19 protein-coding genes are annotated in these 26,296 nt (G+C 73.2%); 10 read left to right on the top strand and 9 right to left on the bottom strand.

The window, feature by feature from the left end; translation table 11 throughout:
* Positions 1-90: 90 nt before the first annotated feature.
* Entirely contained in the window at positions 91-1,320 is a 1,230-nt protein-coding gene (locus MID12_RS10985) for a glycoside hydrolase family 64 protein (RefSeq protein ID WP_040249446.1), read from the bottom strand.
* A 360-nt stretch (positions 1,321-1,680) separates the two neighbouring features.
* On the opposite strand from MID12_RS10985, the gene MID12_RS10980 reads away from it, so the two are divergent.
* The 7 genes from MID12_RS10980 (at position 1,681) to MID12_RS10950 (ending at position 11,761) form a co-directional block, all read left to right on the top strand.
* Positions 1,681-2,721, top strand: a complete 1,041-nt coding sequence (locus tag MID12_RS10980) for a LacI family DNA-binding transcriptional regulator (protein ID WP_263166542.1) — start codon at positions 1,681-1,683, stop codon at positions 2,719-2,721.
* Positions 2,722-2,846: 125 nt separating this feature from the next.
* Positions 2,847-4,208 carry an ABC transporter substrate-binding protein gene (locus tag MID12_RS10975; RefSeq protein WP_040249439.1) on the top strand — a complete coding sequence of 454 codons (1,362 nt, stop codon included), beginning with the start codon at positions 2,847-2,849 and terminating at the stop codon, positions 4,206-4,208.
* Between the two features lie 5 nt (positions 4,209-4,213).
* Positions 4,214-5,170 carry a carbohydrate ABC transporter permease gene (locus MID12_RS10970; RefSeq protein WP_263166539.1) on the top strand — a complete coding sequence of 319 codons (957 nt, stop codon included), beginning with the start codon at positions 4,214-4,216 and terminating at the stop codon, positions 5,168-5,170.
* A gap of 38 nt (positions 5,171-5,208) precedes the next feature.
* Positions 5,209-6,105 (top strand): carbohydrate ABC transporter permease, encoded by an 897-nt coding sequence (locus MID12_RS10965; RefSeq protein WP_040249435.1) that lies wholly within the window; start codon positions 5,209-5,211, stop codon positions 6,103-6,105.
* 121 nt (positions 6,106-6,226) lie between these two features.
* Positions 6,227-7,828, top strand: coding sequence for a glycoside hydrolase family 13 protein (locus tag MID12_RS10960; RefSeq protein ID WP_263166537.1), 1,602 nt, complete (start codon positions 6,227-6,229; stop codon positions 7,826-7,828).
* A gap of 113 nt (positions 7,829-7,941) precedes the next feature.
* Positions 7,942-9,837 (top strand): glycosyl hydrolase family 28-related protein, encoded by a 1,896-nt coding sequence (locus MID12_RS10955; protein ID WP_317633372.1) that lies wholly within the window; start codon positions 7,942-7,944, stop codon positions 9,835-9,837.
* A gap of 100 nt (positions 9,838-9,937) precedes the next feature.
* Positions 9,938-11,761, top strand: coding sequence for a glycosyl hydrolase family 28-related protein (locus tag MID12_RS10950; protein ID WP_263166535.1), 1,824 nt, complete (start codon positions 9,938-9,940; stop codon positions 11,759-11,761).
* Positions 11,762-11,836: 75 nt separating this feature from the next.
* Here the strand turns inward: MID12_RS10950 and MID12_RS10945 are convergent, their stop codons facing one another.
* The 4 genes from MID12_RS10945 to MID12_RS10930 all read right to left on the bottom strand — a co-directional run bounded on the left by MID12_RS10945 (position 11,837) and on the right by MID12_RS10930 (position 18,032).
* On the bottom strand, positions 11,837-13,561 hold the full coding sequence (locus MID12_RS10945; protein WP_263166533.1) for an LCP family protein: 1,725 nt from the start codon (positions 13,559-13,561) through the stop codon (positions 11,837-11,839).
* Between the two features lie 76 nt (positions 13,562-13,637).
* Positions 13,638-15,365, bottom strand: a complete 1,728-nt coding sequence (locus MID12_RS10940) for an LCP family protein (RefSeq protein ID WP_040249427.1) — start codon at positions 15,363-15,365, stop codon at positions 13,638-13,640.
* Positions 15,366-15,643: 278 nt separating this feature from the next.
* Complete coding sequence (locus MID12_RS10935; RefSeq protein WP_263166531.1) at positions 15,644-16,999, bottom strand: LCP family protein; 1,356 nt, start codon at positions 16,997-16,999, stop codon at positions 15,644-15,646.
* Positions 17,000-17,276: 277 nt separating this feature from the next.
* Entirely contained in the window at positions 17,277-18,032 is a 756-nt protein-coding gene (locus tag MID12_RS10930; RefSeq protein ID WP_040249424.1) for a TIGR03089 family protein, read from the bottom strand.
* A gap of 128 nt (positions 18,033-18,160) precedes the next feature.
* Here MID12_RS10930 and MID12_RS10925 point away from each other — a divergent pair, with 128 nt between their 5' ends.
* The gene (locus tag MID12_RS10925) at positions 18,161-19,570 is read left to right on the top strand and encodes a peptidoglycan recognition protein (protein WP_263166527.1); all 1,410 of its coding nucleotides are present in this window, start codon (positions 18,161-18,163) and stop codon (positions 19,568-19,570) included.
* A 247-nt stretch (positions 19,571-19,817) separates the two neighbouring features.
* Complete coding sequence (locus MID12_RS10920) at positions 19,818-20,900, top strand: NDP-sugar synthase (RefSeq protein ID WP_040249420.1); 1,083 nt, start codon at positions 19,818-19,820, stop codon at positions 20,898-20,900.
* Between the two features lie 136 nt (positions 20,901-21,036).
* Here MID12_RS10920 and MID12_RS10915 read toward each other — a convergent pair whose 3' ends face one another.
* The 4 genes from MID12_RS10915 to MID12_RS10900 form a co-directional block, all read right to left on the bottom strand.
* Positions 21,037-22,086: a DNA-3-methyladenine glycosylase family protein gene (locus MID12_RS10915; protein ID WP_411576939.1), complete on the bottom strand. Its 1,050-nt coding sequence runs from the start codon at positions 22,084-22,086 to the stop codon at positions 21,037-21,039.
* Between the two features lie 220 nt (positions 22,087-22,306).
* A complete protein-coding gene (locus tag MID12_RS10910) occupies positions 22,307-23,794 on the bottom strand; it encodes a coenzyme F420-0:L-glutamate ligase (protein ID WP_263166523.1) in 1,488 nt (495 codons plus the stop codon).
* Positions 23,791-24,747, bottom strand: a complete 957-nt coding sequence (gene cofD / locus MID12_RS10905) for a 2-phospho-L-lactate transferase (protein WP_040249413.1) — start codon at positions 24,745-24,747, stop codon at positions 23,791-23,793. Before cofD ends, MID12_RS10910 begins: the two co-directional genes overlap by 4 nt.
* A 58-nt stretch (positions 24,748-24,805) precedes the next feature.
* Entirely contained in the window at positions 24,806-25,333 is a 528-nt protein-coding gene (locus MID12_RS10900) for a cysteine dioxygenase (protein WP_263166520.1), read from the bottom strand.
* A 696-nt stretch (positions 25,334-26,029) separates the two neighbouring features.
* Here MID12_RS10900 and MID12_RS10895 point away from each other — a divergent pair.
* The gene (locus tag MID12_RS10895) at positions 26,030-26,293 is read left to right on the top strand and encodes a WhiB family transcriptional regulator (RefSeq protein WP_040249407.1); all 264 of its coding nucleotides are present in this window, start codon (positions 26,030-26,032) and stop codon (positions 26,291-26,293) included.
* Positions 26,294-26,296: the final 3 nt, after the last annotated feature.

Genomic DNA, 26,296 nt, shown 5'->3' with positions numbered 1-26,296 from the left:
CACCGGCATCGTTGTCGAGGGCAACGTTGTCACACCGCCCGGACCGGCCGGACCGTGCGCACCGCGCCGCTCCTCATCGGGCGCCGGGCCTCAGGAGCCGACCCGTACGGTGAAGCGCCGCGGGTTGCCGTCGAAGGCGGCGCCGGAGACGTCGGGTTCGCCGTCGGGGCGGACGTCGTCGTACGGGAAGGCGTAGCCGATCGGCGAGTTGGCGTGCACCACGCGGGACCAGTGGTTGGTGATGGGGTCCTGGTAGTAGTCGTCGGAGCCGCCGCCCGGCTGGTCGGGGTGGGTGAGCAGGGTGCTGCGGTTGAATCCGGCGGCGAGGCGGGCGAGCAGGCCCTTCTTCTCGTCGGAGTCGTCGGGGTTGTTGGTGAACGGGCCGTGGTTGCAGCTGAAGATGTCCTTGGACACGGGCTTGATGAACTCGTGGCCGCCGTCGAAGGTGAGCACGTCGCCGCTGACCCGGCCGGTGAAGACGCCCCGGCCGCCCTGGAGGTCGATCTTGAGGTCCTCCGCGCCGTACTTCTCCCAGACCTTGTCGATGTACTCGTTCCAGACGTCCCGGAAGGGCATCTTGTCGGGCTGGTCGTACCAGGGCGCCATGATGCTCTGCGGCGAGACCACCCGCAGCACCTTGCCGTCGCCCTCGATGACGAGCTGGTCCCAGGGCTGGCCGTCCTTGGCCGCCTGGTCCCGCACCCCGGCGGCGATCTTGTCGACCGCGCCGTCCGGGAGCGGTGCCACCTCGTGGTCGCCGTCGCCCTCCAGGTGCAGTCCGATGGGCAGCGCGGTGACCAGGTCGACATAGCTGATGTTGGAGTACAGCTGCTCGGTGTTGAAGGTGAACTCGCAGAACGACCAGGTGCGGCCGTAGTTGGGGTCCTCGGGTGCGGCGAAGGACGGTTCGACCAGGGAGGGCCCCGGGTTGACGAAGAAGTCCAGCTTGTCGTCGCGCACGAAGTAGACCCGGGCGCCGTGCATCTGCGGCAGCGTGATCACCTTCGGCTCGCTGCCCGCCGCCGGGACCGGGATGGCGCAGTCGTCGGGCAGCGGGGTGTTGGGCGCGCCCGGCTCCTCCAGGCGGTAGACGCTGCCGTCCGCCTTGAGCACCACCCAGGCGTCGGTGGCCAGGTCGCGGCCGGTGACATAGGCGTTGACCTCGCCGGGCAAGGAGGTGTTCTGCAGGGCGAGTTCGCAGGTCTCGGGGGCTGCCGACCGGGCGCGGGTCGCGGCGGCGGAGAGGTTCGGCACGCCGAGGAGGGCGGCCGCTCCCGCGGTGCCGGCGGCTCCGGCGAGGAACAGTCTGCGTGAGATCACTGAGGCCTCCGTGGCTCTGGTGTGGGGGGCATGCCGCAGGGCCGTGGACCGGGTGGGGGGTGGGCCCGTACGGCAGGCCCCAGAGTTGCGTTGCGTCACGGACACGTCAAGACTGCCGACGCCGGGCTCCTGACGTGCGGAAGTGACCGCGTGGCGTGGGCACTTACCGTGACCGCGGACGCTTGAACACGGCGTGCGCAGGTGGCGCCGAGGACGTGAAGGCAGCCGGGAGCGGGCGGGTGGGCGCCCGGCGGCGATCCGAGACGCGAGAAAAATTCAGGAATTCGCCTGGGCGGACCGGCCGCTGAGCGGACATCGAGGCCGCAAGTACACCGCAAATCTTGCGCTATTCTTGCGCGCATGACGCGACGACTTGCTCAGGTGGCCCAGAAGGTCGGAGTCAGCGAGGCCACGGTGAGCCGGGTCCTCAACGGCAAGCCGGGGGTCTCCGAGGCCACCCGCCAGTCCGTGCTGAGCGCCCTGGACGTGCTCGGCTACGAGCGCCCCACCCAGCTGCGCGGCGAACGCGCCCGCCTGGTCGGCCTGGTCCTGCCCGAGCTGCAGAACCCGATCTTCCCCGCCTTCGCCGAGGTCATCGGCGGCGCGCTGGCCCAGCAGGGGCTCACCCCGGTGCTCTGCACCCAGACCAAGGGCGGCGTCTCCGAGGCGGACTACGTCGAACTCCTGCTCCAGCAGCAGGTCTCCGGGGTGGTCTTCGCGGGCGGGCTCTACGCCCAGGCCGAGGCCCCGCACGCGCACTACCGGCGGCTGGCCGAGCGCAACATCCCGGTGGTGCTGATCAACGCGGCCATCGAGCGGCTCGGCTTCCCCTGCGTCTCCTGCGACGACGCGGTCGCCGTCGAGCAGGCCTGGCGGCATCTGACCTCGCTCGGGCACCGCCGGATCGGCCTGATCCTGGGCCCGGACGACCACCAGCCCTCGCAGCGCAAGCTCGCCACCGCCCGCGCGCTGGCCGCGGCCGCGGGCGGCGAACTGCCCGAGGAGCACGTGGTGCGGGCGATGTTCTCGCTGGAGGGCGGGCAGGCCGCGGCGGGCCGGCTCCTGGAGCGCGGGGTCACCGGCATCGTCTGCGCCAGCGACCCGCTCGCGCTCGGGGCGGTACGGGCCGCGCGGCGCCGCGGGCTCGCGGTGCCGGGGGAGGTCTCGGTGGTGGGCTACGACGACTCGGCGTTCATGAACTGCACGGCGCCGCCGCTGACCACGGTCCGCCAGCCCATCGAGGCCATGGGCCGGGCCGCCGTCGACCTGCTCTGCGCGCAGATCCAGGGCGGTGCGGTGCCCCTGGAGGAGCTGCTCTTCGAGCCCGAGCTGGTGGTGCGCGGCTCCACCGGGCAGCCGCGGCCCGAGGCGGGTCGGCGGGGGGACTCCGGCGCCTGCTGAGCGCTGTCGATTTTTTACAGAACTCGCGCGAGATATTGCGGAGTTCTGGCCGCGGTGGTTGAGTGTGGGCCGCCTCACAGCGCCGCGCTGTGGGCTTCCCGCGCTCCTGCCCTGGAGGGGTCCCGATGAGAAGTGCCCGCTCTGGCCGTGCCCGCCGTACCCGTGTCAGCCTCGTGGCCACCGCGCTCGCGCTCTCCGGCCTCGCCGCCTGCTCCGACTCCGGCGGCGGGGCGGCCGACGGCAAGGTCCACCTCACGGTCAACTGCCGCCCGCAGGCCAGCGCGAAGATCGACCACCGGCGCTTCGGCGAGGACCTCGCGGCCTTCGAGAAGCAGCACCCGGACATCGACATCACCGCCCACGACGCCTTCCCCTGCCAGGACCCGAAGACCTTCGACGCCAAGCTCGCGGGCGGGCAGATGGAGGACGTCTTCTACACGTACTTCACCGACACCCGGCATGTCGTCGACATCGGCCAGGCCGCCGATCTCACCCCGTACGTCAAGGAGTTGAAGGGCTACCAGGCCATCGCCGAGCCGCTGCGCGCGGCGTACACCGTGGACGGCAAGGTCTACGGGATCCCGCGCACCAACTACTCGATGGGCCTGCTCTACCACCGCGGCCTGTTCGAGAAGGCGGGCCTGGACCCGGACCGCCCCCCGGCCACCTGGGCCGAGGTCCGCGCCGCCGCGAAGAAGATCGCCGGGCTCGGCGGCGGCACCGTGGGCTACGCCGACTACAGCGCCCAGAACCAGGGCGGCTGGCACTTCACCGCCGAGATGTACTCGCGAGGCGGCGAGGTGGTCAGCGCCGACGGGAAGAAGTCCCGGGTCGACTCGCCCGCGGGCCGGGCGGTGCTGCAGAACCTCAAGGACATGCGCTGGAAGGACGACTCCATGGGGTCCCGCCAGCTCCTGGTCATCAACGACACGCTGCAGATGATGGGTTCGGGCAAGCTCGGGATGTACCTCGCCGCCCCCGACAACGTCCCGCGCATCGTCAAGGAGGCGGGCGGCGACTACCAGGACCTCGCCTTCGCGCCGATGCCCGGCGGCCAGGGCACCCTCATCGGGGGCGACGGCTACATGTTCAGCAAGAAGGCCAGCCCCGCGCAGATCAGGGCCGGGCTGAAGTGGCTGGAGTGGACCTTCCTCACCCCGGGCAACGGCTACGTCAACAACTACGCCCGCCTCGCGCGGGACAAGTCCCCGGTCGGGCTGCCCGAGCCGCGCCTGTTCACCGGCGCCACCGACGCCGAGGACCAGGCGCTGAAGAAGAAGCACGCCAATGTCCCGGTCGCCAACTACCGCGCCTTCACCGAGGGCGGCCGCACGCTGCGCGCCCGGCTCGAACCGCCGCACGGCCAGCAGATCTACGCGGTCCTCGACGGCGCCGTCTCCGCCGTCCTCACCAAGGAGGACGCCGACATCGACCGCCTCCTGAAGGACGCCGCGCGCAAGATCGACGGCATCCTGGCCCGGGGCTGAGCGCCGTGCGCACCGCCTCCCGGGGCGCGGCGCCCGCCCCCGCCGCGCCGCCACCGCTCAAGCTCCCGCCCCGGGACCGCGCCCCGGTCCGCCCCTGGCGCCGGCGGCTCGCCGACCAGGCCGCGGCCCACGGCTTCCTGCTCGGCGGAGTGCTCTGCTTCGCCCTGTTCTCCTGGTACCCGGCGATCCGCTCGCTGGTCATCGCCTTCCAGAAGTACACCCCCGGCTCGGACCCCGAGTGGGTGGGCACCGCCAACTTCACCCGCGTCTTCGGCGACCCGGAGTTCGCCGCCGCCTGGCGCAACACCGCCGTCTTCACCGCCCTCGCCCTGCTCCTCGGCTTCGCGGTGCCCTTCCTGATGGCCCTCGTCCTCAACGAACTCCGGCACGCCCGGGCCTTCTTCCGGATCGTGGTCTATCTGCCGGTGATGATCCCGCCGGTGGTCAGCGCCCTGCTGTGGAAGTGGTTCTACGATCCGGGCGCCGGGCTCGCCAACGAGAGCCTGCGGCTGCTGCACCTGCCGACCTCGAACTGGTCCAACGGCGCGGACACCGCCCTCATCTCCCTCGTCATCGTGGCGACGTGGGCCAACATGGGCGGCACCGTCCTGATCTACCTCGCCGCCCTCCAGTCCATCCCGGGCGAGCTGTACGAGGCCGCCGAACTCGACGGCGCGAACCTCCTCCAGCGCGTGCGGTACGTCACGGTCCCGCAGACCCGGTTCATCCTCCTGATGCTGATGCTCCTTCAGATCATCGCGACGATGCAGGTGTTCACCGAGCCCTTCGTCATCACCGGCGGCGGCCCGGAGAACTCCACGGTCACCGTGCTCTACCTGATCTACAAATACGCCTTCCTCTACAACGACTTCGGCGGGGCCTGCGCGCTCAGCGTCCTGCTGCTGCTCGCCCTCGGCGCCTTCTCCGCCCTCTATCTGCGGCTCACCCGCACCGAGGACTGAGCCGCACCCGCACCGCAGACCGACAGGAGCGCCCGGCCGTGAACCGCACCCCGCCACCCGCCGCACCCCGCACCCTGATCTCCCCGCTGACCCTCGCCCGCCCCCGCGGCAAGGTCCTGTACTGGACGGTCTTCGGCGCCGTCGTCCTGCTCTTCGCGCTCGCCTTCCTCTTCCCGGTGTACTGGATGGTGACCGGCGCGATGAAGGCGCCGGAGGAGCTGGCCCGCACTCCGCCGACGGTGGTCCCCGAGTCCTGGAGCCTGGCCGGCTACACCGACGCCTGGGACCTGATGGACCTGCCCACCCACCTCAAGAACACCCTGGTCCAGGCCGCCGGCGCCTGGCTGCTGCAACTGGTCTTCTGCACGGCCGCCGCCTACGCGCTCTCCCAACTGCGCCCCGCCTTCGGCAAGGTGATCCTCGGCGGGATCCTGGCCACGCTGATGGTCCCGGCGCAGGCCCTGGTCGTCCCGAAGTACCTCACCGTCGCCGACCTGCCGCTGCTCCACCTCAACCTGCTCAACGACCCCGCGGCGATCTGGCTCCCGGCGGTCGCCAACGCTTTCAACCTCTACCTGCTCAAGCGGTTCTTCGACCGGATCCCGCAGGAGGTGCTCGAAGCCGCCCGGATCGACGGCGCGGGGCGGCTCCGCACCCTCGTCTCGATCGTGCTGCCGATGTCCCGGCCGGTGCTCGGGGTGGTCTCGATCTTCGCCCTGGTCGCGGTCTGGCAGGACTTCCTCTGGCCGCTGATGGTCTTCTCCGACACCGGGAAGCAGCCGGTCAGCGTGGCCCTGGTGCAGCTCTCCCAGAACGTCCCGCTGACCGTGCTCATCGGCGCGATGGTCGTCACCAGCATCCCGATGGTGCTGCTCTTCCTGGTCTTCCAGCGCCACATCATCGCCGGTATCAGCGCCGGCAGCACCAAGGGCTGAGCCCCGCCGGGGCCTCAAGTCCGGCGCACAGCACAGCAGTTCACCGCTCCCGCACTCCGCACCCCCTCCCGCGCACCGGCAGCCCTGCCGGTGCCCCCGCCTGCCGCGAAGGAGACCCCGCATGGAAGGCAGCCCGCTTGCCGACGGCGACTGGTGGCGTACGGCCGTCCTCTACCAGGTGTACGTACGCAGCTTCGCCGACGGCGACGGCGACGGCACCGGCGACCTGACGGGGGTGCGCTCCCGGCTCCCGTACCTCGCCGAACTCGGCGTGGACGCCCTGTGGTTCACCCCCTGGTACCGCTCCCCGATGGCGGACGGCGGCTACGACGTCGCCGACTACCGCACCGTCGACCCCGCCTTCGGCACCCTCGCCGACGCCGAGAAGCTCATCGCCGAGGCCCGCACCGCCGGGATCCGGGTGCTGGTCGACGTGGTGCCCAACCACGTCTCGGCGCAGCACAGTTGGTTCCGTGCCGCGCTCGCCGCCGGACCCGGCAGCCCGGAGCGGGAGCTGTTCCACTTCCGGCCCGGCCGCGGACCGGAGGGCCAACTGCCGCCCAACGACTGGCAGAGCGAGTTCGGCGGCCCCGCCTGGACCCGGCTCGCGGACGGCCAGTGGTATCTGCACCTCTTCGCCCCCGAGCAGCCCGACCTCAACTGGGCGCACCCGGCGGTGCGCAGGGAGCACGAGGAGATCCTGCGGTTCTGGTTCGAGCGGGGCGTGGCCGGGGTGCGCATCGACTCCGCGGCCCTGCTCGCCAAGGACCCCGAACTGCCGGACATGGCAGGGCACCAGGGCCCGCACCCGTATATCGACCGGGACGAACTCCACGAGATCTACCGCTCCTGGCGGGCGCTGGCCGAGGAGTACGGCGGCGTCTTCGTCGGCGAGGTCTGGCTGCCCGACTCCGAGCGCTTCGCCCGCTACCTGCGCCCCGACGAACTGCACACCGCCTTCAACTTCGCCTTCCTGAGCTGCCCTTGGGACGCCGGGCGGCTGCGTACCGCGGTCGACGAGACCCTCGCCGAGCACGCCCCGGTCGGCGCCCCGGCGACCTGGGTGCTCTGCAACCACGACGTCACCCGCACGGTCACCCGCTACGGCCGCGAGGACACCGGCTTCGACTTCGCCCGCAAGGCCTTCGGGGTCCCCAGCGACCCGGTGCTCGGCACCCGCCGGGCCCGCGCCGCCGCCCTGCTCTCGCTCGCCCTGCCCGGCTCGGTCTACCTCTACCAGGGTGAGGAACTCGGCCTGGTAGAGGCGGAGATACCCCGGGAGCTGATCCAGGACCCGATGCACGAGCGCTCCGGCGGGCGCGACCCGGGCCGCGACGGCTGCCGGGTGCCGCTGCCCTGGGCGGCCGCCGAACCGTACGCGGGCTTCGGCTCCACCGTCGAGCCCTGGCTGCCGCAGCCCCCCGGCTGGAGCCGCTTCGCCGCCGACCGCCAACTCGCCGATCCCGACTCGATGTTGAGCCTCTACCGGGCCGCCCTCGCACTGCGCAGGAGCCACCCCGGCTTCACCGGCACCCCGCTGCGCTGGCTGCCCGCCCCGCCCGAGGTGCTCGCCTTCACCCGCGGCGAGGAGCTGAGCTGCCTGGTCAACCTCTCCGCCGCCGCCGTCCCGCTGCCCGCCCACCGGGAACTGCTGCTCACCAGCGGTCCCCTGGACGACGCGGGGCACCTGCCGCCCGACACGGCGGCCTGGCTGCGTACCTGACGGCCCCTCACACGCACGTACCCGTACCGCTCTTGACGATCCCTCACCTCAGCACCGCCCCGCTTCGGCCCGCCCACCCTCGGGCCCCCTCCCCCCAGAAAGGGACGAGTGTCATGCCCCGAAGAGCCCCACTCCGCCTGCCGCGCGCCCGGTTGACGGCGGCCGTGCTCGCCTGCCTGGCGAGCGTCGCCACCCTCGCCGCCGCCCCGCCCGGCCGTGCCGCGGAGCCGCCGCCCGCCGCACCCGCGGCGCTGTCCCCCTTCGCCGTCGAGGGCCGCGGGGCGAGCGTGCCCTTCACCGAGCTGGAGGCCGAGTCCGCGGCCACCAGCGGCGAGGTGATCGGCCCGGACCGTACGTACACCACGCTGCCCTCGGAGGCCTCGGGGCGCAGCGCCGTGCGGCTCGACGCGGCGGGGGAGTACGTCGAGTTCACGCTGACCGCCGAGGCGAACGCGGTCTCGGTGCGCACCGCGCTGCCCGACAACGCGGCGGGCACCGGGATCACCGCGCCGGTCGCCCTGAGCGCGGACGGCGAGAGCCTCGGTGAGCTGGACCTCACCTCCAAGTACGGCTGGTTCTACGGCAGTTACCCCTTCACCAACACCCCGGGCGACCAGCCGCACCACTTCTACGACGAGCAGCGGCTGCGCTTCGGCCGGACCCTGGCGGCGGGCACCAAGGTGCGCCTCACCCTGCCGTCCACCGAGCGCACCCCCTGGGCGGTCGTCGACCTCGCGGACTTCGAGAAGGTCGCCGCGCCGGTCCAGCAGCCCGCGGGCGCCCTCTCGGTGACCGACTTCGGCGCCGACCCGAGCGGCGCGCGGGACTCCACGGCCGCCTTCCAGGAGGCGGTGGACGCGGGCGCCGCCCAGGGCAAGGAGGTCTACATCCCCGAGGGCCGCTTCACCCTCACCGACCATGTGGTGGTGGACCGGGTGACGCTGCGCGGCGCCGGGCCCTGGTACAGCGAGCTGACCGGCCGCAGCGGCAGCGACCCGCGGCGGGCCGCCGGGATCTACGGCAAGTACGCGGCGGGCGGCGGCTACCAGGGCGAGATCCGGCCGCACGAGGCGGGCGGCCCCAGCACCGGGGTCACCCTGAAGGACTTCGCGATCCTCGGCGAGATCACCGAGCGGGTGGACGAGGACCAGGTGAACGGCATCGGCGGCGCCCTGAGCGAGTCGACGGCCGACAACCTCTGGATCCAGCACACCAAGGTCGGCGCCTGGATGGACGGCCCGATGGACCGCTTCACCCTGAAGAACAGCCGGATCCTCGACCAGACCGCGGACGGCGTCAACTTCCACTGGGGGGTGACGAATTCCTCGGTGGAGAACACCTTCGTCCGCAACACCGGCGACGACGGCCTCGCCATGTGGGCGGACACCGAGGCCAACACCCGCAACAGCTTCCGCGGCAACACCGTGGTGCTGCCGATCCTCGCCAACGCGGTCGCCCTCTACGGCGGCACGGACCTCTCCGTCACCGACAGCGTGCTCGGTGAGAACCTCACCAACGGCGGCGGACTGCACGTCGGCAACCGCTACCCGGGGGTGAGCCCCGGCCAGGGCACGGATGTGCGGGGCACCTTCACCCTCGCCCGCAACACCCTGCTGCGGGCGGGCAACACGGACTACGGCTGGCCGTTCCCGATCGGGGCGCTCTGGTTCGACGCCCGCAACAGCCCGATCGACCAGGCGTCCGTCGAGGTCCGCGACACCGAGATCCTGGACAGTTCCTACGCGGCGGTGCAGTTCGTCTCCGGCACCACCAAGGGCGTCTCCTTCGAGGACGTCTCCATCGAGAAGACCGGCACCTTCGCCCTCCAGCTGAACGACCCCGGCGCGGCCTCCTTCACCCGGGTCACCGCGCGCGACCTCGGCTTCACCGAACCCGTCTACAGCTGCCTGGGCAGCCAGTTCGCCCTCACCGAGGGCGAGGGCAACTCCGGCTGGAACGAGAAGCTGCCCGAGACGTACTGCGGCGAATGGCCGGACCGCCAGGACTGAGCGCCGCCCCCCGGTACGACCAGCTCTCCACCCGCACGCCCGCTCCACCCCCGTACCTCTCCACCCCACGGCTCCACCCCACCGAGAAGGGAACCCCCACATGTCCGTCGACGACGCGCCCCTGACCGCCCCGTCCCCGAGAGTCTCCCGGCGCTCCCGCCGCACCCGTACCGCCGCCCTCGCCGCCCTGGTGGCCGCCGGGGTGACGGCCTCCGCCGCGCTGCTCGGCCCGGCCGCCACCGCCGCACCCGCCCCCGAGGACCGGCCCGCCGCCTCCCCCTACGAGGCGGGCACCGCGGGGGCCGACCTCCCCTTCGTCTCGCAGGAGGCGGAGAGCGCCGCGAGCGAGGGCAGCGCGGTCGGGCCCGACTACACCCAGGGCACGCTCGCCTCCGAGGCCTCCGGCAGGCAGGCGGTGAAGCTCGCCGCGGGCCAGGGCGTGGAGTTCACGCTGAGCGCCGCGGCCAACGCGGTCAACGTGGCGTACAGCCTCCCGGACGGGCAGACCTCCGCCCTGGAGGTCTACGCCAACGGCGAGAAGCTCGACCGCAGCCTCGCCCTGACCAGCAAGTACTCCTATGTCGACACGCCCTGGATCGCGGGCGCCAAGACCCACCACCTCTTCGACAACGCCCGGCTGCTGCTCGGCCGGGACCTCGCCGCGGGCGACAAGGTCAAGCTGGTCGCCACCGGCGAGACCACCGTGGACGTCGCCGACTTCGAGCAGGTCGCCCCGGCGGCCGAGGCGCCCGCCGGAGCCGTCTCGGTGCTCGACAAGGGCGCCGACCCGAGCGGCGAGCAGGACTCCACCCAGGCCTTCCGGGAGGCCATCGCGGCGGCCCGGGGCGGCACCGTGTGGATCCCGGCGGGCGACTTCAAGCTCACCTCGGCGCTGAGCGGCGTCGAGGACGTCACCCTCCAGGGCGCGGGCGCCTGGCACTCGGTGGTGCACAGCTCCCGCTTCCTCGACCAGTCCAGCTCCGCGGGCAAGGTCCACCTCAAGGACTTCGCGGTGCTCGGCGAGGTCACCGAGCGGGTCGACAGCAGCCCGGACAACTTCGTCAACGGCTCGCTGGGCGCCGGGTCCTCGGTCTCCGGGATGTGGCTCCAGCACCTCAAGGTCGGCCTGTGGCTGACGGGCACCAACGACGGCCTCGTGGTCGAGGACAACCGCATCCTCGACATGACCGCGGACGGCCTCAACCTCAACGGCACCGCCAAGAACGTCACCGTACGGAACAACTTCCTGCGCAACACCGGCGACGACGCCCTGGCGATGTGGTCGCTCAACACCACCAACAGCGACAGCAGCTTCGAGAACAACACCGTCTCGCAGCCCAACCTCGCCAACGGCATCGCGATCTACGGCGGCCGGGACATCACCGTCAAGGACAACCTCGTCCTCGACACCAACGCCCTCGGCAGCGGCATCGCGCTCTCCAACCAGAAGTTCATGGACCCCTTCTTCCCGCTCGCCGGAACGCTCACGGTCTCCGGCAACACCCTGGTGCGCACCGGCGCGATGAACCCCAACTGGCAGCACCCGATGGGCGCGCTGCGGGTGGACTCCTACGACAGCGCCATCGAGGCCACCGTCAACATCACCGGGACGACGGCCACCGACAGCCCGTACGGGGTCTTCGAGTTCGTCTCCGGCGGCGGCACCGGCAAGGAGGTCAGGAACGTCACCGTGGACGGGGCCGTCATCGAGCGGGCCGGCACCGTCGCCGTGCAGGCGGAGACGCCCGGCGAGGTGAAGTTCAGCAAGGTCACGGCGAGCGGGCTCGGCGCCGCGGGCATCTGGAACTGCCCCTTCCCCGAGGGCTCCGGCACCTTCACCCTCACCGACGGCGGCGGCAACGAGGGCTGGGACACCACCTGGGAGGACTGCGCGAGCTGGCCCGCCCCGGGCGGGGAACGCTGACCGGACCTCGCACGGACGAGGGGCGGGCGACCCGGTCGCCCGCCCCTCACCGATCCCTTCAGACCGCCAACTCGCTCAGCTCCAGGTGAAGTTGGGGTCGACGTGCATACAGGCGTCCTTGTCGGAGCCGTTGAGGGCGTCGGCCGACTCGGGCGTCCTGTCGTCGTCCGCGCCGCCGCCCTTGCCGTCGGCGCGGCCCTCGGGCGCCTGGTAGCGGTCGCCCTCGCGCCAGTCGGCGCCGACCACCAGGGTCACCCCGGAGACCGCGGTGGAGCGCTCCACCGCGTCGGCCGGGATGCCGAGCTTCTTCGCCACCCGCCGGGCGTCGCCCTCCAGTTCGGCGCTCGGGTAGCGCAGCACGGTCCGCTCCACGCCGGGCACCGCGGAGCCGTCGGCCGCCGCGGCGGTGAAGCCCTCGGCCGCGAGCAGCCCGCCGACCTGGGTGGCCCGGCCGGAGGCGGCGGCCCGGGTCGCGGTGCCGGTGCCGTTCTGCACCCGCACGGCGATCTGCGCGTCCGGCGCGGCCGGGTCGGTGGACTCCGGCTCCTTCGCGGCCTGCTCCTGCTCCGCCTTCTCCTTCTCGGCCGCGGACTTCCGCTTGTCCTTGCCGTCCAGGGCGATGTCCTCGCGCACCAGGCGGAAGAGCTGCTCGGCGTCCTCGGGCTTGGGCTCCACCCGGTTGTGGTCCGAGACGGCCTGCTGCCAGGGCATCGTCGTCATGGTGATCCGGCTCGGCGGCACCCGCTTGAACTCGTTGCTGAGGTCGTACAGCTTCTTGACCGTGTCCAGGCCCTCGTCCACGGTCAGCGCGCTGGTGGCCTGCTCGGCGAGGCCCCGCAGCTTGCCCGGGTTGCCGAGGGTGGCGTTCTCGCGCAGCTCGCGTGCCATGGAGTTCATGTACATGTGCTGGGCCTTGGCCCGGCCGATGTCGGTGCCGTCCTCGAAGCCGTAGCGGGTGCGCAGCCACTGCAGGGCCTGCTCGCCCTTGACCGGGTGGGTGCCCTTCTCCAGCTTCAGGCCCGAGCCGTGGCCCTCGCCGTCCCGGGAGAGGATGTTGGCGTCCACGCAGACCGGGACGCCGCCGATCGCGTCGGCCATCGAGACCACGCCCGCGAAGTCCACCATCATGAAGTGGTCGATCCGGATCCTGGTGAGCTTCTGCCAGGTGGCCACCGTGCAGCCCGGACCGCCGCGCCCCAGCGACTCGTTGGTCATCACCGGCCGGGTGGAGGCCGGGTAGACCTTGCCCTCGCCGTCCGTGCACTTGGGGATCTCGAGCAGGGTGTCGCGCGGCATGCTGACGACCGACATATTGCTGCGGTCCGCCGAGAGGTGCACCAGCATCTGCACATCCGCGAGCGGGGTCCCGCCGAAGGTGTCCCGGGCCCCGCCGAGGTCCTGGTTGGCCTTGGTGTCCCGGGCGTCCGAACCGATCAGCAGGATGTTCATCGGGGTCTGGCCGGCCGCGTTCGGCGCGGTGCCCGCGACGCTGTCGTCGCCGAGGTTGAGCTTGTCCTTCTTGATGTTGCCGTTCAGGTGCAGGTAGTAGAGGTAACCCGCCCCCGCCGTACCGAGGATGAGCAGCGCGAGGCAGGCCGCCACCCAGCGGAGTATTCGGTAGCGGCGGCGCGGCCGCTCCCGCTGCCTGCGCCGCCGGAGCGCGCCGCGCCCCCCGGCGGCAGCGGGGGAGGCGTCCTCGGCCGCCTGGTCCCCGCCGTCCGGGGCGCCGCCCCGGTCCGGGTCACCGGCATGCCGGACGCGTTCTCGCGTCTCCTCCCCACGCACGCTGCTCTGCCCCACAGTCCCCGCCCCTCTGCGCCCCGCAGCCCCGCCGGGGCCCTTGTGTGCCTGTTAGACGCACGAGAGCCCCCGAGGGTTACTTGGCACACACAGTTTTGTCCGCTTCCACGCGCTGGACGTCGTCCGGCGCCTTCTTCGGCGGAGTGAGCGGAACCCCCGCGCCCTTGAAGTCCTTGCCCAGGGTCAGCTTCATCGCCGGGAGCCCCTGCGCGTTCTCCTCGCTCTTGCCCGGCTTCAGCGCCGAGCCCGGCAGGCCCATGATCTCGGCGAGCCTGCGCGCCTGATCGGCCTGGTCCGGGTCGTACTCCAGGAGCGTCTTGTCCAGCGGCTTGTCGGCGTTGCCGAGCTGACTGGACTTCAGTACGCCCTCCTGGTTCTGCAGCCAGGTCAGCGTCTGGGAGGCGGAGCCCGCCGGGGCGCCGCCGTTGTAGAGGTCGACGCGGACCTCGGAGGCCTTCGCCTTCGGCCCCTTGAGGAGGGCGTCCTGCTTGGACTTCTCCTCCTTCTCCTTCTTCTTCACCTCGGTCAGCGAGACATCGGCGCGCATCATCTCGAAGAGCGGCTCGGCCGCGGACTCCTTGAGCAGCACCGTGGCCCCGTCGGTGTTGTCCACGACCGGGGTGGTGGCGAAGCTGAGGTTCTTGGTGTTGACCTTGCCGATCTCGGTGCCGAGGTCGCGCAGCTTGCCGATGTCGCTGATCTTGGAGTCGACGGTGAGCGCCTTGGTGCCCGCCTCGGCCAGCTTGAACATCTTCGTCGGGCTGGTGAGGGTGTCGTTCGACTTCAGCTTGCGCATCAGCGAGCTGAGGAACTGCTGCTGGAGCTCGATCCGGCTGAGGTCGCCGCCGAAGCCGACCGAGTGCCGGGTCCGTACGAAGGCCAGCGCCTCCTCGCCCGCGATGGTGTGCTTGCCCTTGTCCAGCTTCAGATGCGACTTCGGGTCGTCTATGTCCTTGGCGAGGCAGATGTCCACGCCGCCGACCGCGCTGGAGAGCGACTTCACGGCGTTGAAGTCGGCCACCATGAAGTGGTCGATCTCCAGGCCGGTGATCTCGGTCGCGGTGCGCATCGCGCAGCTCGGGGAGCGGCCCGACTGGCCGAGGCTCTCGTTGAACCGGGTCTCCGAGGAGCCCGGGATGACCTTGGTGGAGCCGTCCTCCTGGGTCGTCGGGCAGTCCGGGATGTCGGTGATCATGTCCCGGGGGATGCTCAGCGCAGTGGCGTTGGTGCGGTCCTTGGAGACGTGCAGCAGGATCGTGGTGTCCGCGTGGCCCGCGCTGCCGGAGTCGCCGTAGCCCGCGTTGCCCTTGCCGGTGCGCTTGTCGGTGCCGATCAGCAGGACGTTGATGGCCCGGTCCTTGCTGAAGCCGCCGGTGCCCGCGCCGTCGTCCGGGATCGCGGTGATGTTGTCGTTCAGGTGCTGGTAGTACAGGTATCCGGCGGCCGCGGCGGCGAAGAGCACGAAGGCCAGGGTGCCGACGCTCCACAGGAGCACCTTCTTGGCCCGGGACTTCTTCGGCTTCTGCTTGCGGCGCCCGGCGGGCGCGGGCTGCTCCTCCTGCGGGGCGCGGCGCCTGCGCGAACCGGCGCCCTCCCGCGCGGCGCGCGAAGGCGGCCCGGCGGCCTGTTCGGCCCGGGCGGCGCGGCGACCGGCGGCCCGGCCCTCCGTTCCGCGAGGACTCGGGACGCCCGACTGCTCTGGGGAAGGACCCAGTCGCAGTTCGTAATCACCGGTGTGCGGGTTCAGTACCCACTGGTCCGCGGGGTCGATGTCGTCCGCCCGCCCTCGGCCTTGCGCGTCCACGGTTGTCTGTGTCCTCCGTCGGGGCCACGCGGCGCCCTCCCCCCGGGCGCCAGGTCACTCGGTGCTGCTCAGTGCGCGACCAGAGGCCGGAGCACCGGATCGGGTCACACTATCCGCCCAGTTCAGCGTGGTGCGACTGGCGGTGACAAATTCCACGCCCATACAACCGGGCAATCTGCCCCAATTCACGAGTCGCCGCAGCGGCTTTGAGGTGGCCTTTACCGAGCGGAGTCGACACTTCCGTCGGTGCCGCCGCCGGCGCGGCCGCCGGGGGCTCCTCAGCAGGCGTCCTGCTCGGCCGTGTTGCCCCGGAATGTCGGTGCCGGGGAGGAGGGGTCCTCGGGTGCGTCCGACCGCTTCTCCGCGCGCCCGGAACCGCTCTCGGCCGCCTGCTCGCGCGGCTCCTCCTCGCGCGGGCGCTGCTCGCTCACTGCCAGGTCCCGGTCGTGGCGCAGCCGGGAGAACAGCCGCCCGGCCTGGGGTTCGACGAGCTGGTCGCGGTTGGCGTCGTAGACGTACGAGCGCCGCGGCACCGTCAGGAACTGCACCTTCTCGGACGGCACCTTCCGCATCCCGCGCACCAGCTGGTAGAGGTCGCGCAGGCTGGCGAGGCCCGGGTCGGTGGTGAGCGAGGAGGTCGCCGCGTCCAGGACCGGGTAGAGCTTGCCCGGGTTGAGCAGGACGTCGTTGCTCTGCACCTTGTGCACCAGGGCGCCGAGGAAGCGCTGCTGACGGTCCATGCGGTCGGTGTCGCTGCCGTTGCCGAGGCTCTTGCGGGCGCGGACGTAGCCGAGGGCCTGTTCGCCGTCGAGCTGGCGGCGCCCGGCGGCCAGCCGCAGATGGGCCTTCTCGTCGTCTATCGCCTTGGGCAGGCAGACCTCGACCCCGTCGACGGCGTCGACCACCTTCTTGAAGCCGCCGAAGTCGATCACCATGTGGTGGTCGATCCGGATGTCCGTCATCTTCTCGACGGTACGGATGGTGCAGGCCGAACCGCCCTTCTGGAAGGCGTAGTTGAACATCGCGAACATCGGCCGGCTCTGCTTGCCGTCCCGGCCGCGGCAGCCGGGGACCTGGGTCATCAGATCGCGGGGTATCGACATGGCGGTGGCGCTGCGCCGGTCCGCCGCGAGGTGCAGCAGGATCGTGGTGTCCGAGCGCTCGGTGCCGTTGTCCCGGCCGTAGCGGGCGTTGGCCCGGCCCGCCCGCGAGTCGGAGCCGATGAGCAGGATGTTCTGGGCGCCGCGCACCAGCGCGGTGGGGCGCTCCTTCTCGTAGCGGGCCAGCTCCCGGGCCGCGGCCTCGTCGGCGGTGATGTTGCCGTTCAGCTTCTCGTAGAGCGCCCAGCCCGCGCCGCCCGCGACCAGGACCAGGAAGGCGCCGCCGATCGCGGTCCGGCGGATCCACCGCCTGCGCCGCACCGCCCGCTGACCGGTGGGCGTGGCCCCGGCGCCGTAGGGGGAGGGGGCCTTGCGCCCCGCCCGGGGGCCCGGCCGCCCGGCCCAGGAGTCCGCCGGGCCGAAGCCCTCGGACCCGCCCGGCCCCGTCGGACCCCCGCCGGTGCCGCCCGCCCCGTCGTGCTCGTGCCGCTCGCCGTCTCCGGTGTCACCCGGACCGCCGGTGGAGCCGTTCATCCGACGCCTCCCTCGGTAGGCCCGGTCCACGCCTCTCGGTACGGCCAACCCTCTGGCCTCTGTACGACCATGGACCGTGCCCGGCGAGGGGGCGCGCGGTCAGGGGGAAAGCTCGGCCGGTCGGGTGAGCGGGGGAGGGGGCGGGAGCGGGGGCGGGAGCGGGCTCTCGGCCGGGGCGGGCGGCGGCGGGCCCGGGGTGCGGCGGGGTGCGGCCGGGTGCGGTGGCCCGGGGGCCGACGGGTCCCAGCGGATCCCGGCGGAGTCCGGCGCCTCCGGCTCAGCGGGCCGTGGCGCTGACCCGCTCGGTGTCGATGCGCTCCCTGAGCACGTCCTCGGCGGCCTGTTCGGCATGGCGGCACAGCACGACCGAGGCGCCGGAGGCCAGCGGCGCGTACAGCCCGGCGCTCAGGCCCTCCCAGGTGTCGTAGCCGCGGGTGGAGAGCAGCCGGGTGCCGGGTCCGGTCAGGCCGAGGCCGAGCGCGTCGGCGCGGGCGCGGTCCACCACCTCGGAGGCGGCGAACCGGGCGCCCGCGACGATCAGCGCCGGCTCCTCCGGGTCCACCGGCGCGAAGGGCGCGAAGCGGTCGCCCTGCCCCGGCACCTCCAGGGCGTAGTCCGCGAAGCCCTCGGGCGGCTCGGGGAACCGCCCGCCGAGGGGGCGCAGCGCGAGGGCCACCCGCTCCCCGCGGCAGGCGCGCGCGGCCCCGAGCGTGTCCGGCCCGCTGACCACGAGGTCGGCCTCGGCCGGGTCGCCGCCGACATCGGCGAGCACCCCGACCGAGGAGGCGGCGAGCAGCCACACCGCGCTCTGCCAGTGCGCCGGGAGCAGCAGCGCGAGCCGGTCGCCCGGTTCGGCGCCGAGGTCGCCCTGGAGCAGATTGGCCGTCTTCGCCACCCAATTGGCGAAGGTGGCGACGGAAAGTTCGACGCGTTCGCCGGTGGCGTCGTCGTAGAAGGTCACCAGGGGGCGCGCGGGGTCCGCGGCGAGCGCGGATCGCAGCAGGTCGGCAGGGGTGCGGTCGGTGGCGGTCACGGGCGCAAGGGTACGCGGGCGGCGCCGGGGCCCGGGCGGCGGACCGGGGTGCGCCCGGGTGCCCGTACCCGACGAGGCGTCAATTCCGCAATAGACAGCTTTGTTGCTTCATGCCCAGGATCGTCCCCATGCGTGGATTCCTTGCTTCCTCGATCGGTGTCTCCTGTGCGGCCGCCGCCCTGGCGGCCCCCCTTGTCCTGACCGCCCCCGCCTCCGCCTCCCCGACCGCCCCCGCCCCGCCCGCCGCCGCGCCGAAGGCGGCGCCCGGCGCCACCCAGTCCCTGCCCCTGGTGCCGCTCGGCAGCGACCGCGGCCTGAGCCAGGGCCCCGGCGAACAGGGCCTGGCGAAGCGGGAGGTGAAGCCCTTCTCGCTGCTCGGCGTGGTCTGGGACGACCCCGACGCCGAACTCCCCGGCCTGGTCCAGGTCCGTACCCGCGACGCCGCCACCGGCCGCTGGTCCGCCTGGCAGGGCGTCGAGACCCACAACCACGAGCACGCCGCCGACCCGGGCAGCGCCGAACGCGGCACCGGACGGCGGCTGCGCGGCGGCACCGCCCCGCTGTGGGTGGGCGCCAGCGACGGCGTCGAGGTCCGGGTGCGGCCCGGCGGCGAGGCCCCCGCCGACGAGCCCTTCGCCGACGAGAACGGCCAGCCGGTGCTCCCCGGCGGACTCCACCTCGAACTCGTCGACCCCGGCGGCTCGCCGGGCGGCACCGGTGCCCGCGACGCCGCCGAGAAGGCCGCGAGCCGGGCCAACAGCCCGCTCGCCCCGCTCGGCGCCACCCGACTGCCCGCCCGGAGCGCCGCCGAGGTCCGCGCCGAACAGGGCGCCAAGCCGCTCCCGTACGCCGCCGCGCAGCCGGAGATCGTCACCCGCCGCGGCTGGGGCGCCGACGAGAGCATCCGCGAGGCCGAGTTCCTCTACACGGACACCGTGAAGGCCGCCTTCGTGCACCACAGCGCCTCCGGCAACAACTACAGCTGCGCGGACGCGCCCGCCATGATCCGCAGCATCTACCGCTACCACGTCGAGAGCGAGGGCTGGCGGGACATCGGCTACAACTTCCTCGTCGACAAGTGCGGAAAGGTCTACGAGGGCCGCGCGGGCGGCGTCGCCAAGCCGGTGATGGGCGCGCACACCCTCGGCTTCAACGAGAACAGCACCGGGGTCGCCGTCCTCGGCACCTTCACCGGCACCGAGCCGCCCGCCCCCGCGGTCGAGGCCCTGAAGAAGCTCACGGCCTGGAAGCTCGGCCTGACCGGCGCCGACCCGGCGGGCACCACCCACCTGGTCTCCGGCGGCGGCAACCGCTACCCCAAGGGCCAGAACGTGCCGATGAAGGTGATCTCCGGCCACCGCGACGGCTTCACCACCGAGTGCCCCGGCACCAAGCTCTACGACAAGCTCCCCGAGATCCGCACCGGCGCCGCCGCCCTGCAGCAGCGCGAGCCCGGCGAGGAGACCGAGCCGGGTACCGGGACCGGTGCGGAGACCGCTCCGGGCGAGCCGACCGCCCCCGCCGGAGCGGCCCGCTGAGGCCCGGCTCCCCCGCGGGGGAGCGCCCGCCGCCGCCACCGGTCCGCCCGGCGGCCCCGCTCCGGAGGCCGCCGGGCGGAGCCGTGCCCGGGTCTGCCTAGACTGACCGGCCAGGCGGTGCCGGGCAGCTCCGGGCGGCCGCGGCGTACCGCGCCGCGCCGTCGTGCCCGTCCCGCCTGCGCGCGCGTGAGCGCCGGGCAGGCTCCACCGCACCACCGACCGACCGGGCAGGAAGCAGAGACAACAGGTGACAGAAGCGATCCTCCTGGTCGGGGGCAAGGGCACCCGCCTGCGCCCGCTCACCGTCCGCACCCCCAAGCCGATGGTCCCCGCGGCGGGCGTGCCCTTCCTCGCGCACCAGCTCGCCCGCGCCAAGGCGGCCGGCGTCGAGCACATCGTGCTTGCCACCTCCTACCTCGCCGAGGTCTTCGAGCCGTACTTCGGGGACGGCTCGGCCCTCGGCCTGCACCTGGAGTACGTCACCGAGGCCGAACCCCTCGGCACCGGCGGCGCCCTGCGCAATGTCGCCTCCCGGCTGCGCTCGGCCCCCGGCGACCCGGTGCTGATCTTCAACGGGGACATCCTCACCGGACTGGACATCCGCGCCCTGGTCGGCGTCCACGAGTCCAGCGGCGCCGATGTCTCGCTGCATCTGACCCGGGTGCCCGACCCGCGCGCCTTCGGGCTCGTGCCCACCGACGCCACCGGCCGGGTCACCGCCTTCCTGGAGAAGCCGGAGACCCCCGAGGAGATCGTCACCGACCAGATCAACGCGGGCGCCTACGTCTTCCGGCGCTCGGTCCTCGACACCATCCCCGCGGGCCGCCCGGTCTCCGTCGAACGCGAGACCTTCCCCGGACTGCTCGCCGCCGGTGCGCACCTCCAGGGCATGGTCGACTCCACCTACTGGCTCGACCTCGGCACCCCGGGCGCCTTCGTCCGCGGCTCCGCCGACCTCGTCCTCGGCCGGGTCGCCTCCCCGGCGCTGCCCGGCCGCCGCGGCGACCGGCTGGTCCTGCCGGGCGCCGAGATCGCCCCGGACGCCAAGCTGACCGACGGCACCGTCATCGGGGAGCGCGCGGTGGTGGGCCCCGGCGCCCGCGTCTCCGGAAGCGCCGTGCTGGACGGCGCGGTCGTCGGCCCCGGCGCCGTGGTCACCGACTCCCTGATAGGCGAGGGCGCCCACGTCGGCGCCCGGACCGTCCTCGCCGGCGCGGTGGTCGGCGACGGCGCCCGGGTCGGCGAGGACAACGAACTCCGCGCGGGCGCCCGCGTCTGGTGCGACGCGGTCCTCCCGGCCGGGACGGTGCGGTTCTCCTCGGACCAGTGAGGGGCCGGGGTTCGGTCCCATCGGATCCCCCCCGGGGGACCGGTGGGACGGCCGCGGCTGCGGGAGGGATGGCCGCGGCTCCAGGAGGAGCGGGGCGTACCGCCCGCTCCTCAGCCGCCGATCGGGCGGCGCCCGCTCACCACTTGCTGATGTCGGTACGCCGCATCTTCGGCGTCCGGCGTGCGGGCGCGTGCCCGGAGAGCAGGATCAGCCGCGCCGCCCGGTGCCGCTGGCCCGCGTAGGGCTCCAGGAGCCGCAGCATCTCGGCGTCGTCCGCGTGCCGGTTCCCGGCGAGCGCGTAGCCGATGATGCCGGGCAGGTGCAGATCGCCCACGGTGACCTCGTCCGGGGCGCCGTGGCTGCGCTGGACCACCTCGGCGGAGGTCCACGGGCCGATCCCGGGGACGAGTTCGAGGCGGGCCCGCGCCTGCTCCGGCGCCATGCCCGCGGCCTCTTCGAGGCGCCGGGCCACCCGGACCGCCCGCAGGATGCTCCCGGCGCGCTTGTCGTCCACGCCCGCCCGGTGCCACTCCCAGGACGGGATCAGCGCCCAGCGCCGCGGCTCCGGCATCACATACAGATCCGGCATCCCCTCGGCGGGCCCCGGCGCGGGCTGCCCGTATCGCCGCACCAGCAACCGCCAAGCCCGGTAGGCCTCGTCGGTGGTGACCTTCTGCTCCAGTACGGACGGGATCAGCGACTCCAGGACCAGTCCGGTACGGGTGAGCCGCAGCCCCGGGCGGCGGTGCCTGCTGTGCGCGAGGAGGCGGTGCCGGGGCACGAAGGCCGCCGGGTCGTCCTCGGCGCCGAGCAGTCCGGGCAGCCGGTCGAGCAGCCAGTCGGCGCCCGGGCCCCAGGCCTCGGCCTCGGCCCGTCCCCCGGCGGCGGCCACCCGCAGGGTGCCCGGCCCCTCGGGGGTCAGACAGCTCCGCCACACCGTGCCGTCCCGCCCGGCCCGGAAACTCGGATCCACGGGGCCCCGGCGCAGCGGCCCGAGCACCAGGCCGAGGTCGAGCGGCCCGTGCTCCGCGGGCGGCAGCCAGCTGCGCCGCCGCACCGGCGCCGCCGGACGCGCCGCCCGCTCGGGCGCGGGCCCGGGAGCGGGAACCCGCCCGCCGCGCACCGTCGTCCGGGTGCCGTGCTCGCCCTCCTGCCGGGGGCCGCGGGGCGCGAAACGTCCAGCCACGGGCTCGGTCCGCTCCTCGGGTCGGGCGCGCCTCGGGACGGGACGCTGGGGTCGGTGGTCGGTGGTCGGTGGTCGGCCGGGCGGGGGCGCCCGGGTGGTGCGCGGTGCCGCGGTGGCGGTGGTGCCTGCCCCGGTGGTGGTACGTGCGGTGGTGCTCCGGCGCCCCGGTGGGGGAGCGTACGCGGCGGTGGCGAGCCCCGACCCGGTGGGCGCCCCGGGGTCAGCGCACTGCGAGGAAGTCGGCGGCCTCCCGGGTGGGGCGCGGCGGCGGGTCGCTCGCGGGGTGGCCGACGGCGACGGCGCCCATCGGGTCCCAGTCGTCCGGGAGCCGCAGGACCTCGCGTACCACCTCGCGGCAGAACATCGTCGAGGAGACCCAGGCCGAGCCGAGCCGCTCACCGGCGAGGGCGATCAGGAAGTTCTGCACGCCCGCGCCCGCGGCGACCACGAACATCTCGCGCTCGGCGGCATCCCGCCGGGCGTCCCCGTAGTGGTGCGAGCCGTCCATGACCAGGCAGGGCACCACCAGATACGGGGCCCGGCGCAGCACCTCGCCGCGGCGCACCCGGCGGGCGACGGACTCCTCGCTCTTGCCGTCCCGGCGCAGATCGGCGATCCAGGCCTCCCGCATGGCGTCCAGGAGCCGGGTGCGCGAGGCCGCCGACTCCAGGAGGACGAAGCGCCAGGGGGTGGTGTGGTGCGGGGCGGGCGCGGTCACGGCGGCGGCCACCGCCCGGCGCACCGCCCCGGGGTCCACCTCCTCGGCGGTGAACTCCCGCACCGTGCGCCGCCCGGTCACCGCCTCCCGCACCGCCTCCGAGGTGCCGAGCCGGAACATGTCGTCCCGCGCGCTGCGCACCAGCGCCCGCGCGCCCGAGGGGCCCGGTGCCGCGGCTTCCGTACCGGCCGGGCCTGCCGCCCCCTCCGCACCCGTTTCCGCCGCCCGCTCCGCGCCCGTTCCGGAGGTCGCCGTCCCTGATGCCGTCGTGCCCGATGCCTCTGTCCCCGGTGCCGCCGTCTCCGACGTCTCTGTCCGCGGTGTCCCGGGCTCCGGTGCCCCGCTCCCCGGCCCCTCGTCCGCCTCGACGAGATGGCCGAGTCCGCGGATGACGGCGACCGGCAGGCCCGCGGCCTTGCCCTTCACCAGGTCGGCCGCCGCGGCGAGTTCGTCGGCGGTGGCGACCACGGTGGCGGAGAGCGGATTGCCGTGGGCGTCCTCGCCGCCGCGCAGATCGTCCAGGACGCGCACCCCGGCGGCGCCGATCGCCACATCGGTGAGGCCGTTGCGCCAGGGGCGGCCGAAGGTGTCGGTGAGCAGCACGCCGACCTCGACGCCGAGGGTGTCGCGCAGTCCCGTACGGATCGCGCGGGCCGAGGCGTCCGGGTCCTCGGGCAGCAGCAGGACGGTGCCCTCGGGGGTGTTGGAGGCGTCGATCCCGGCGGCGGCCATCACCAGGCCCTGCCGGTTCTCCACGATGCGCAGCGCACCGCGGCGGGCGACCACCCGTACCGTCTCGGCGTCGATGGCCGACTCGCGGTCGGCGGCGGCCAGGATCCGGCCCTCGGCCTTGGAGACGATCTTCGAGGTGACCAGCACGAGGTCGCCGTCGACCAGGCCGGGGCCGGTCGCGGCGATCAGCTTCGCCAGGTCGTCGCCGGGCCGGACCTCGGGCAGCCCGGGCAGCGCCCAGACCCGGTAGGAGTTCACGCGCTGACCTCCTCGGCCAGTCTCAGCGCCTCGGCGGCCATCCGGGCGGCGGCGTCCACGTCGGTCATCAGCAGCGGGACGGCCCGGCAGCGGATCCCGGCCGACTCCACCCGCTCCACCACGCCCGCGTCGGCGGTGTCCACCAGCCAGCCGTCGACCAGGCCCGAGCCGTAGTGCTCGGCGACCGCCGCGGCGTCGGCCTCGACGCCGACCGCCGCGAGCACCTTGTCGGCCATGCCGCGCACCGGGGCGCCGCCGACGATCGGCGAGAGGCCCACGACCGGTACGGCCGCCTCCGCGATCGCCTCGCGGATCCCCGGCACGGCGAGGATGGTGCCGATGCTGACGACCGGGTTGGACGGCGGGAAGAGCACGATGTCCGCCTCGGCGATCGCCTCCAGGACCCCGGGCGCGGGCTCGGCCTGCTCCGCGCCGACCGGCACCACCGCGAGCGCGGGCACCGAGGCCCGCATCCGCACCCAGTACTCCTGGAAGTGCACCGCGCGCTGCTCGCCGTCGACCTCGACGGCGACATGGGTCTCGATCCGGTCGTCGCTCATCGGCAGCAGCCGCACCCCGGGCTGCCAGCGGTCGCAGAGCGCCTCGGTGACCGCGCTGAGCGGGAAGCCCGCGCCGAGCATCTGCGTCCGCACGATGTGGGTGGCGAAGTCGCGGTCGCCGAGCCCGAACCACTCGGGGCCCACTCCGTAGGCCGCGAGCTCCTCCTTGAGGTGGAAGGTCTCGTCCCGGCGGCCCCAGCCCTGCTCCTCGTTGATGCCGCCGCCCAGCGTGTACATCACCGTGTCGAGGTCGGGACAGACCTTCAGGCCGAAGAGATGGATGTCGTCACCGGTGTTGCCGATGACGGTGATCTCGGCGTCCGGGGCCGCCTGCTTCAATCCACGCAGGAAACGGGCACCGCCGATGCCGCCTGCCAGAACCACAATGCGCATGCCCGCAGTCTGTCAGGCCCCACCGACAGCCCCGGCGCGGACGGGTCGCCGGACGGCCTCAGGCGGGGCCCGCGAGCTGCGCGCACCGGGCCGCCTGGGCGGCCGGTTCCAGCGCCCCGCCGTCCCCGGAGCGCATCGGCATCTCGGTCAGGCCCGGGAAGTAGACGTGCAGGCTGACCGCCCCTTCGAGGGAGTCGTTGACCACCTCGTGGACGTAGCCCGGCGCGAACACGCGCTGCGCGCCGGTGCCGAGACGGTGGTCGCCGCGCGGGGTGCGCTCGGTCAACTCCCCTTCCAGGACGGTCAGTACGCCGCTGGAGGGGCCGTGGTCGTGGAGCCGGCTGCGCTGCCCGGGCACCCAGGAGAGCAGCCAGACCTCGTAGCCGGGGCCGGTGCGCAGCCGGTGGTACCAGCGGGTGGTGGCGTCGTAGCGGACCAGCGGGGCCCACTGGGCGCGGTCGGCGGCGAGCCCCCGGGCCAGCCCGACGAACTCGCCCACGGTGGTGGGGTGTTCGCGCTGGGGCTGCAGGAGGTGCAGGACCTCGAGGAGGTCGCCGGCGATCTGGAGGTCGCTGTCGCTGTTCATCGTGGGAGGTGTCCTCGGCGGATGCTGGAGTGTCACGGGCGGCGCCCTGGGACGGAGCGCGGGGTCCGCCCGGTGGGGAGGGCGGGGAGAAGCCGGAGCGGGAAGGCTCAACAGCTGGGACAGCAACAGCTCCAGCGCGTACGGGCAGCACCCGGGGACCCGGCGGTGCGGGTCAGGAGGGTGGCCGAAGTCGCGAGCATGCCCACAAGGACACCCGCTCATGCTCGCGCTGTCAACTTGCTCACCGGTTCGTGCGAGATGTTTCACCCCATCCGGTATCGGTGGGAGGCGAAAGGTTTGTGCGGCCCCGGGCCAGGAGAGACGGCGCTGTACCGGGCATGCCCGGCGCCCCGTCGGCACCCGTCCCCCGGGCCGGGCGGCCGCGGGGCCCGGCATGCGGAACGCGTGTGGTCCCCGAAGCGTTTCTCCCGGTGTGCGGCTGCGCCGAATGTGTGGCGCCGGACCGGGCACAGGGCGTCGGGGACCGCGAAAATCCGCCACAGGGATGTGTCATGGTTTAGGCCGATATGAACACTTTCTGTGTCAGCTTGGTTCCGCAGAGTGAATAACGGGCTCAATAGCAGATCCCGGCTTGACTCGCTCGGAGTCACACACTTGTAATTTCACACGTGTCGTTCGGCCGAAAACGGGCCAACGGCAGCATCGCGGGGACGCAAAGTCGGACGAGGGGCGCACATGACCGAGCTGTTTGAGGAACTGCTGGTCGACGAGGCCGAGGAGGAACTCGGCTGGCAGGAACGCGCGCTCTGCGCGCAGACCGACCCCGAGTCCTTCTTCCCGGAGAAGGGCGGCTCCACCCGCGAGGCCAAAAAGGTGTGCCTCGCCTGCGAGGTGCGCTCCGAGTGCCTCGAATACGCCCTCGCCAACGACGAGCGCTTCGGCATCTGGGGCGGACTCTCCGAGCGCGAGCGCCGCCGCCTGAAGAAGGCCGCCGTCTGATCC

Source organism: Streptomyces sp. SCSIO ZS0520, from assembly GCF_025643355.1.
Classification (GTDB): domain Bacteria; phylum Actinomycetota; class Actinomycetes; order Streptomycetales; family Streptomycetaceae; genus Streptomyces; species Streptomyces physcomitrii.
Note: the sequence above shows the minus strand (reverse complement) of the source record. Positions and strands in the feature narration are given on the sequence as shown.